The organism is Mesorhizobium sp. M7A.F.Ca.CA.004.04.2.1 (assembly GCF_004022825.1).
Taxonomy (GTDB): domain Bacteria; phylum Pseudomonadota; class Alphaproteobacteria; order Rhizobiales; family Rhizobiaceae; genus Mesorhizobium.
Map to the genome: position 1 here is coordinate 1 of NZ_RZPH01000128.1, position 9,275 is coordinate 9,275.

Below are 9,275 nucleotides of genomic sequence, written 5' to 3' on the forward strand. Positions count from 1 at the left end.
GGCGAGCCTTGGTTTCGGCCGGCTGAAGCCGCAGATGACGACGATCTACGACGTCGCCTTCTGGCGCCACGAGCGCCACTGGAAGCTGGCGGATTCGCCGATCGTGCGCCTGTTCGCCGGCACGCCGTTCCGGCCGATGATCCTGCGCATGCTGGGCGTCAAGGTTGGCAAACGGGTCTATGACGGCGGCAGCAACCTCACCGAACGCTCGCTGGTAGAGATCGGCGACGACGCCACCCTCAACGAGGGCTGCGTCATCCAGGCCCATTCGCTGGAGGAAGGCGCTTTCAAGTCCGACTTCATCCGCATCGGCAAGGGCTGCACGCTCGGACCTTCAGCCTTTGTCCACTACGGCGTCGTGATGGGCGAAGGCTCGGTGGTCGATGTCGACTCCTTCGTCATGAAGGGCGAAGAGCTGGAGCCCAACTCCATATGGAGGGGCAATCCGGCCAAGCTGCACCGCTTCGTCGAGCCGATCACCGACGATGGCTCCAAGGTATCGGCCAGGGCATCGGCTTGAAGAAGGGCATCGGCTTGAACACCGGAGACATCCGTCTCGTTGCCGTGACCGAGGCCAACCGTGCCCTGGTCACGGCCCTGGAACTGGCGCCGGAGCAGAGGGATTTCGTCGCCGGCAATGCGGACTCGCTGGAAGAAGCCGAAACCGACGCAGACGCGCGGCCACGCGTCGTCATGGCTGGGACCCGTGTCGTCGGTTTCCTGATGTACGAGGCGCCCGAGGATGACGACGAGGCGCGCATCTACCGCTTCATGATCGACCGCGCTTCTCAAGGCAAAGGTTACGGCAAGGCCGCGCTGCGCGAAGTGCTGGACGAAATCCAGGGGCTCGGCCACATCAGCCACGTCTCGATCTGCTACGAACCGGAGAACGATGCGGCGCGAAACCTCTATCGCAGCGCCGGTTTCGTCGAAGAAGGGCTCGACGAGGACGGCGAAATGATCGCCGATCTCGCTTTGCCGGCACGGACGCACGAGCCGTGACGCGGCTGCCCGAGGAAATCGCCTTGGCCGAAGCGATCGCCGCCATCGCACCATCGGGAGTCCGGATCGGATGTCGCATGATCCGCGACGGCGACGAGGCCCATCTGCTGCCCGGGGAAGCGCATTCCCTCCCCGCGCGCCAGCCCGGCATGCGGCGCGCCAGCGGCGCGGCCCGGTGGATCGCGCACGGACTGCTGGCGGAGCTTGGCGTCGGCGACGTCGCCATCCTGCGCACGCCAACCGGCGCGCCGGTCTGGCCCGACGGGATAACCGGTTCGCTCGCGCACGACGACGACATGGCCGTGGCGGCGGTTGCCCCGATTGGCGATATCGCCTCGCTCGGCATCGACGTCGAGCCCGCGCAGCCTCTCCCGGATGATACTTTGGCCCTCGTGACAACGCCCGCGGACCGCACGGACGCAGCCGACCGGCATCTTGCCGGCCGCATCCTCTTTGCCGCCAAGGAAGCCGTCTACAAGGCCGTCTATCCGCTCGATCGCGAGGTGCTGGGCTATGAGGACATCACCGTCGACCTGAACGCAGGCCAGGCGACGACGAAGACCGGCCGCAAGGCCAGGCTCGTTTACTGCGCTGCCCCGCGCGTGGTGGTGCTGGCGTTTGTCGATGGAGATGGGGTTTGAGGTCGGCGCGCTTATTCTGCTGCGCTACGGCGTCATGAGTTCCTAGCCGAACGCGGCAATCGTTGACGTTGGCGCTGCCCCTCACTGTCCTGCCGGACATCTCTCCCCGTATAGTGACGGGGAGAGAGGGGCTGGCCGCGACGCCGGCATTCTTCCCGCAACGCTGGAGATTGGCGAAATCGCCGATGACAGCACCCCTCTCCCCGTCACTATACGGGGAGAGGATGCCGGCAGGCAGGTGAGGGGCGGCGCAGACGCTGGCCATTACGAACGGTCGCTGTGACGCTGTAGGATTATCCGGGTGGATCCTGGCGTCACGAGCCTGGAATCTTCGAAGACTGTTCCTCTTGCGCGCCAACGATCTCCCTATATTCCCGCACTTCGCCATCGAGCCCGCGCAGCCGCCAGCTCTCCCCCTGCCTGCCCTCGACATGACAGGGCCCGATCGGCACCTTGCCGCCGCCTTCCGGCAGGTCGAGCACATAGACGGGGTTGCAGATGCCCGACAGCCGCGCCCGCAGCGCTTCGGTCAGCGCCTGTCCCTGCGCGATCGTCGTGCGCCGGTGCGCCATGCCGCGCGCGAGGTCGCCATGGTGCAGGTAATAGGGTTTGACGCCGAGGCGGTACATCAGCTCGCGGCAGAGCTCCTCCAGCGCCTCGATGCTGTCGTTGACGCCTTTGAGCAGAACGCTCTGGTTGAGCAGCACGAACCCGGCTCGCCGAAGCGTGCGGCAGGCCACCTCGGTAGCGCCGGTGATTTCACGCGCGTGATTGAAATGGGTGACGACGGTGACCATCAGCCGGCCCTGCAGCGTCGCGACGAGCCCTGATGTAATGCGCGACGGCAGCACCACCGGCACGCGCGTATGGATGCGCAGCAGCCGCACATGGGGGATCGCTTCGATGCGCGCGGAGATTTCGGCCAGTGCCTTGTCGGGCAGCGACAGCGGATCGCCGCCGGTCAGGATCACCTCACGGATTTCGGGATGCTCGGCGATATAGGCCAGCGCCGGCTCCAGCGCCTCGTGCGTATAGCCACGACCGATCGAGGTCAGCGATTCCTTGCGGAAGCAGAACCGGCAATAGACCGCGCATTGATAGGTCGGGAACAGCAGCACCCGGTCGGCATGACGGTGCGTCAATCGCGGCACCGGGCTGAAGTCATGATCGGCGATCGGATCGTCGAGCTCGCCCTCCGCTTCCTCAAGTTCCTGCGGAGACGGGATGACCTGCGCCCGGATCGGATCGGCCGGGTCGCTCCAGTCGATCAGGTCGAGATAGGCTTTGGGCGCGCGCACCTTGTGCTTCACCGCCGCGGCTTGGGCGGCCGCGCGCTCGGCTGGGGACAGCGGGAGGGACGCCAGATCGCGCACGTGGCGCACGCCGGCGCGGACGTCCGCCTGCCAGTCGGTGTCAGGGCCGACGGCGGGTGCATCGTGGAGGTTGGTGTCTGAAGTCATCAGGGTTCTCAGGACAGTTTCTGGCGGAGCTATCGGCCGGATGGCCAGGCGGGTCAACCTTCCGGGGTGGCCGCCGCCATCAAATCCACCGCCTGCAAATCCGTAGGTATTTAGCCAAAATGGCACTATTCTGCGCAGTCTGGGCTTCAGGGAAAAGGAATGGATTTCAGCACAGGCCATGGTTACCTGCTCATCGGCGGCCTCATCCTCGTCGGTACTGGGCTGCTCATCCTGTCGCTGATCGTCAATTTGCGCGTCGCCCACAGTGTGCGCGACGACGTGCGCCATCGCGAAAAGCTGCTGGAATACCACCGCAACATCTTCTCGCAGTTGGGCGTGATCCTGATCGGCATCGGCGTGTCCCTGTTCATCTTCTTTTTCCAGCAGAATTACCAAGACCAGCGCAGACGCGAAGCGGATCTTCAGCAGGTTCTGGCCAAGCTGGCGGCGCGCATCGCTCGCGGCGCTCCCCTCGTCGAGTCACTTGGCGAATTCGACGCGCTGCTGGATGACGGCGGGGCCTATATTAGTCCCGAACTTGGTGGAACCAACGCCGCCATCGGCGCGCAGGGAGCGGAGCTTGGCAAGCAGGTCCGCGAAATCCTGCTGGTTGAGCGCGACGTCGACATCCGGGACTTCGACATCCTCAACCTGTCGCGCGATTTCGAGTCGTCGTTCGTCGTCAACGAGCTCGATCCGACGCTATGGTTCGACATCGTGCGCGACGAGAGCGAGATCAAATATGCCATCACCCAACTCACCCTCGACTACAAGGACCTGCAGGATGCGATCGGCGGCGAGCCGATTGAGGTTGCGATCGCCAATCCTGAAACGCAGCGCAAGATCAAGCACGAGGTGCTCGACATCTTCTACGATGCCGACCTCTTGCGCCAGCGCAGCAGGCGATTTCTCGGCCGTGCGTGCTGGCTTCTCAGCCACGGACGCAGCTTTGTCAGTCTTGCACCGGTCGATGCGATCGAGGCCGATGCGAAGTCACATCAGGAATGGATAGACAGGTCGAAGCCCTTGCTGGCGCAGACGAAATCGGGCAACGGCGATTGCTTCAAACTGCTCCGGTACGGCCCGGCATCCTGAACTCCCGGCCGCACCGTTCGATTTGGAAGTCAGTCCCCCACACGTTGCAGCGTGCCGAGATGATTGTCGTCGAGAAAACCTACGGTCATGGCCGACGCCTTGCCGTCAGCGCCGACCACAAAACTTACGCCCGAGGGGCTGTCCGGCGTCTCCGCGTCGGGGAAGGTCAGGAAAAGGTCACCGTCGAAATGCCTCAATGAGTAGGACCGGCCGGCGGCCGGGCCTACCCTGAGCACAAGGTGGTCTCCCGCTTCCGACACAATCGCATCGCCGATGAAGTCGTTGGCGTACCGGCCGGCATAGACGCTGTCCGGCCCGGCTGGCCGTGGCGGAGACGGCGGCGCGGCATAGGCGGCCTTGGCCGCCGCGACCGCCGGACCGAACAGGCCCGCATAGATATCATTCCACGCCTTGACCCAGTCCTTCTCGACGTTACCGTCGAAGACGAGATCGGCGAAGCTGTCGGACAATCCCTCCGGCAGGCCAGTCGGAAAGGCGTTGGCGACGATGACGATGCCCAGCTTCTCCTTTGGGAAGACTGTCACCAGGGTACGCGCCCCGACACTGAAGGCGCCGGCGTGGCCCCAGCTCAGGCCGTGTCGGCCGAATTCGACGTTCCAGCCGAGGCCGTAGAACGATGCGCCGCCGGAGACGGGGTTGTTGCCGCGCGCTATCAGCGGAACATGCGTCTGGCTTAGCGCATCGGCGGCAATCAGTGTCTTGCCGGCATAAACGCCGTTGCCGAGGATGAGGCGCAGCCATTGCGAGAGGTCACGTGCCGTGGAGCTGACGCCGCCGGCGGGCGCCTGCGCATCCGGATCGCGCTCTATCTTCGCGGCCCAGGCGCCATCGACCTTGACGTGAAGCGCAGCACGGTTGCTTTGCTTGACGAAGTCCGAATGACGGGAACTGGTCGAGGCCATGCCAAGCGGACGGTAGAGCTTCTCCTCGGCGACCTCCTCCCAGGGCTTTCCTGTCGGTGTCGCGGCTGCCATGGCACCCTCTGTCAATCCGAAATTGCTGTAGGCATACCCGGCGCGAAAGCTCGACGATGGTGGCACGAACCGCAGGCGATGCACGATCTCGACGCGGTCGTAGCCAATACCTTCGAGGTCGTCTCCGGCGGTGCCTGGAAGCCCGCTGCGATGCGAAAACAGGTCACGAACGGTGAGTTGGCTCGCCGGATAAGGATCGGCCAACCGGAAGGCCGGATCGAGATCGGCGATCTTCGAATCCCAGGACACGATCCTGTCGCTAACCAACGCCGCTACGACGGTGGCGGAAACCGGTTTGGAAAGGGAGGCGATCTGGAACACCGTGTCGGCGTCGACGGTCTCTGGCTTGCCGGCCTCGCGATGCCCAAAACCCTTGAGGAAGATCACCTCGTCATCGCGCACGACGCCGATGGCGAGACCGGGTACAGCACCGTCCGCTACGGCGGCTTCGGCAAGCGCTTCGAGCTTCGACAGGGCAGCAGTGATGCGCTCGGGCGTGAGGGTATCGGCCGGCGCCGCGTGCGGCCAAAGCACCATTGCGGCGATGAAGACCCAAACCCTCCAATGACAGAGATTCCGATTCAGCCGCATGCACAAGCCTCCTCCCAAGCATTCACAAGGCCATGATACAGGGCCGCACGGGTGAGGCCAGCCCTTCTCGGGCCATTCGCGCAACCGGACGGTCGATCTCCTGATCGGCCGCGCCGACGACGCCATCACCTCTGCCGGGCTACCGCATCGACGTCGAAAGCGCGCTGATCGAACATCCGGCGGTCAACGAGCGAGTTGCCGAAGACACCCAGCGGCAAGATTCAGCGGTTCCTGCTGAGGAAGGCCGAGGTGGAGAAGCGGAAGGGGGTGATGCTGCCGATCTCCCCACTTGTGGGACCCGAAGGACGGGCGAGACCCGTGGCTCGCCCGGGAACGGCCCGGCACTACTCCTTTGCGCGAAAAACTTCCGGCACGACGAACACTTCGTCGGCCCGGCCATAGCCGCCGTCGGCGACCTCCTCCACCAGCACCATCGTGAAGGGGCGCACACCCTCGCCGAAAAAGTCGACGAACATGGCTGTCGTTCGATGGATGAGGTCTTCCTTCTGCGCCCTGGAGAGCGCCGCTTGCGGTAACTTGATGTTGGCGAATGGCATGATCTTTTCCTTTCTGTGGAATTTGAGGTTCGGCGTGGAGCGGTCGGCGACGGCTCAGACGACGCCGCCATTGGCGCGGATGATTTGTCCGTTGACCCAGAAGCTGTCCGGCCCGGCCAGGAACGAGACCAGCCCGGCAATGTCGTCGGGCTGGCCAAGCCGGCCGAGCGGGATCATCTTGCCGATGGCCTCGATCTGCGCCTCGCTCTTGCCGTCCGTGAACAGCGCGGTTTCGATCGGCCCGGGCGCTACTGCGTTAACTGTGATGCGGCGCGCGCCAAGCTCCTTGGCCAGGATGTGGGTCATCGCCTCGACACCCGCCTTGGTGGCGGCGTAGACGCCGTAGCCCGGCTGGTAGAGGCCGACGACGCTGCTGGAAAAATTGACGATGCGGCCGCCGTCGCGAAGCCGGCGCGCGCCTTCCCGCATGCCGCGGAACACGCCGCCGAGATTGATCGCGATCTGCGTGTCGAACGAAGCGTCGTCGGTCTGCGCCATCGGCGAAATCTTCATGACGCCGGCATTGTTGACGAGGATGTCGATGCCGCCGAACGCCTTCTCGCCGGCGTCGAACAGCGCTGCGATCCCATTCGGATCGGCGATATCGGCCTGAACGGCGATTGCCTTGCCGCCGCCGGCTTCGATGCTGCGCACAAGCTCTTCGGCCTCGGCGCGGCCCCGTGCATAATTGAGGACGACGGCGACGCCATCGCGGGCGAGCCGCTGTGCGATGGCGGCGCCGATGCCTTTGGAGGCGCCGGTCACGATCGCGGTTCTGGTTTGGCCACCCGTACTTGTTTGATTGGATGTCATGGAAGTCTCTCCGTGTTGGTGACACGGATATAGGCCGACCCGCTTTCCGTATAATCAGCCATCTATTGACATCACTATTCGGAAATTGCGAACAAGGGCCATGGATCGACTGGACACGATGCGGCTCTTCGTTCGCGTTCTGGAGCGGCGCAGCTTTACCGCTGCCGCGGCCGATCTCGGCCTGCCGCGTTCAACCGCGACGGAAGCGATCCGGCGGCTGGAAGAGCATCTCGGCGCGCGGCTTCTGGAACGAACGACGCGGCAGGTGAACGCCACGCAGGACGGCGAAGCCTACTATCGGCGCTGCCTGTCGATCCTGGCCGAGATCGAGGATGCCGAGGCCGCCTTTCGCAATGCCGAGCCTTTCGGCCTGCTGCGCATCGACGCCAGCACGCTGCTCACCCGCACATTCCTGTTGCCGCGCCTGCCGGAGTTCCTCGCCCGCTATGTCAGGATCGACCTGCAGATCGGCCAAAGCGACCGGCTGGTCGATCTCGTGCGCGAAGGCGTCGACTGCGTCATCCGCGTCGGCGAGCCGCCCGACAGCGGCATGATCATGCGGCGGCTGGCTGTCATCCGCGAGATCACCTGCGCCAGCCCTGCCTATCTCGAGCGCCACGGCACGCCCGTCTCCCCCGATGCGCTCGACGGTCACCAGGCGGTGGGCTTTGTTTCGTCGCGCACCGGCGAGACCCTTCCGTTCGAATTCACCGTCGCCGGCAGTATCCGTGAGGTGCGGCTGCCATGCCGCGTCGCCGCCAACAATTCCGACACCGCCGCCGATCTGGCGCGGCTTGGCCTCGGCCTCATCCAGGCACCGCGCTATCGCTTCGAGAAGGATCTGGCGGATGGGACGCTCGTCGAGGTGCTGGCCGACTATCCGCCATCGCCGACACCGCTGTCGGCGCTCTACCCGCAGAACCGTCAGCTCTCGCCACGCCTGCGCGTCTTCCTCGACTGGGCCTCGCGCATCTTCGCCGAGGCCGATCTCTAGGGCAATTCCAGGAAAAATGTGAACAGTTTTCCGGGAAAGCGCGTCACGGGCTGAGGCCGTTCCGGTCCAAAGGCGGACAAGGGCGAATGAGCGCACTTGATCCATAGCCGAAGTTTCACGAAAATCATCCCAAAGCCGGTTGCTGCCATTCAGCGCGCCACTTTCCGTCTGTTGGACTGGATATTGCGGCGCCTGGCCTAATCGCCGCAGTTGAGGAACCGGATAGCCATTATGAGGAGACTGTTTATAACGGTCGCTGAAATCGCGATGACCAAGGGGAGACGATGCGCTACATACGTCCGCTTTCAATAGAAGATGCCGTTGGCCACTTGGCCGGGTCGGCTGGTACGGCCGCCATCCTCGCGGGAGGCAGCGACCTCCTGGTCAGGATGAAGGGCGGCTTTGCCGAACCAGAGCTGATCGTCGACATCAAGGCGATCGATGGCTTGAGCGAGATCCGGGAAACTGCTGAAGGCTTCAGCATCGGCGCCGCGGTTCCCTGCGCCGTCCTGGGAGAGAACACCGCCCTCAAGAAGGCATGGCCTGGTGTCGTCGAGGCGGCCAAGCTGATCGGCTCGAAGCAGGTGCAGGGACGCTGCACCATCGTGGGCAATCTCTGCAACGCCTCGCCGGCCGCCGACAGCGTGCCGGCGCTGGTTGCCGCCGGCGCCAAGGCAGTGGTCGTCGGGCCGGCGGGCCGGCGCACGATTCCCGTGCAGAGCGTGCCGACCGCGCCGGGCAAGACGTCGCTGGCCAAAGGCGAGATCATCGAGGCGATCCTACTCGACAAGCGCGAGCCGCGCTCTGGCGATGCCTATCTGCGTTTCATTCCACGCACCGAGATGGACATCGCGGTGGTCAGTGCCGGCGTGAACCTGACGCTCGACGAGCACGGTGTGGTCAAATCGGCCCGCGTGGCGCTGGGCGCCGTGGCGGCGACGGTGCTTCTGGTCGAAGAGGCGGCGGAGGTGCTCATCGGCTCCAAGCTGGACGAAGCGACGCTGGAGCGGCTCGCCAAGGTCTGTGCGGGCGCCTGCCGTCCCATCGACGACAAGCGCGGCACCATCGAATTCAGACGAAAAGTTGCGGGTGTGCTGGCCCAGCGGGCCGCCACATCAGCCTATACA

General features: G+C 64.6%; 9 protein-coding genes and 1 pseudogene. 6 read left to right on the plus strand and 4 right to left on the minus strand.

Annotated elements, in window-relative coordinates; genetic code table 11:
• The 3 genes and pseudogenes from EN893_RS08530 to EN893_RS08540 all read left to right on the plus strand — a co-directional run.
• Positions 1–520, plus strand: a pseudogene (locus tag EN893_RS08530) (peptide synthetase); the annotation flags it as partial.
• Positions 517–1,002, plus strand: coding sequence for a GNAT family N-acetyltransferase (locus EN893_RS08535; protein WP_127269338.1), 486 nt, complete (start codon positions 517–519; stop codon positions 1,000–1,002). The pseudogene EN893_RS08530 and the gene EN893_RS08535, both read left to right, overlap by 4 nt.
• Complete coding sequence (locus EN893_RS08540; RefSeq protein WP_127272000.1) at positions 999–1,643, plus strand: 4'-phosphopantetheinyl transferase superfamily protein; 645 nt, start codon at positions 999–1,001, stop codon at positions 1,641–1,643. The genes EN893_RS08535 and EN893_RS08540 overlap by 4 nt, the downstream gene beginning before the upstream one ends.
• Before the next feature lie 314 nt (positions 1,644–1,957).
• On the opposite strand, the gene EN893_RS08550 is transcribed toward EN893_RS08540, so the two are convergent.
• Positions 1,958–3,103, minus strand: a complete 1,146-nt coding sequence (locus tag EN893_RS08550; protein ID WP_127271998.1) for a KamA family radical SAM protein — start codon at positions 3,101–3,103, stop codon at positions 1,958–1,960.
• A gap of 159 nt (positions 3,104–3,262) precedes the next feature.
• Between EN893_RS08550 and EN893_RS08555 the strand changes: the two genes are divergently transcribed.
• Positions 3,263–4,198, plus strand: a complete 936-nt coding sequence (locus EN893_RS08555) for a hypothetical protein (RefSeq protein ID WP_127269406.1) — start codon at positions 3,263–3,265, stop codon at positions 4,196–4,198.
• Positions 4,199–4,227: 29 nt separating this feature from the next.
• On the opposite strand, the gene EN893_RS08560 is transcribed toward EN893_RS08555, so the two are convergent.
• The 3 genes from EN893_RS08560 to EN893_RS08570 all read right to left on the minus strand — a co-directional run bounded on the left by EN893_RS08560 (position 4,228) and on the right by EN893_RS08570 (position 7,154).
• Positions 4,228–5,784, minus strand: coding sequence for a serine hydrolase (locus EN893_RS08560; protein WP_127269407.1), 1,557 nt, complete (start codon positions 5,782–5,784; stop codon positions 4,228–4,230).
• A 344-nt stretch (positions 5,785–6,128) separates the two neighbouring features.
• Positions 6,129–6,341, minus strand: a complete 213-nt coding sequence (locus EN893_RS08565; protein ID WP_127269408.1) for a 4-oxalocrotonate tautomerase family protein — start codon at positions 6,339–6,341, stop codon at positions 6,129–6,131.
• 54 nt (positions 6,342–6,395) lie between these two features.
• Entirely contained in the window at positions 6,396–7,154 is a 759-nt protein-coding gene (locus tag EN893_RS08570; protein ID WP_127269409.1) for an SDR family oxidoreductase, read from the minus strand.
• A 100-nt stretch (positions 7,155–7,254) separates the two neighbouring features.
• Here EN893_RS08570 and EN893_RS08575 point away from each other — a divergent pair, with 100 nt between their 5' ends.
• Together EN893_RS08575 and EN893_RS08580 are read left to right on the plus strand one after the other, a co-directional pair.
• On the plus strand, positions 7,255–8,148 hold the full coding sequence (locus tag EN893_RS08575; RefSeq protein WP_127272499.1) for a LysR family transcriptional regulator: 894 nt from the start codon (positions 7,255–7,257) through the stop codon (positions 8,146–8,148).
• 284 nt (positions 8,149–8,432) lie between these two features.
• On the plus strand, positions 8,433–9,275 hold an 843-nt coding region (locus tag EN893_RS08580; RefSeq protein WP_164900765.1), incomplete at its 3' end, for a xanthine dehydrogenase family protein subunit M.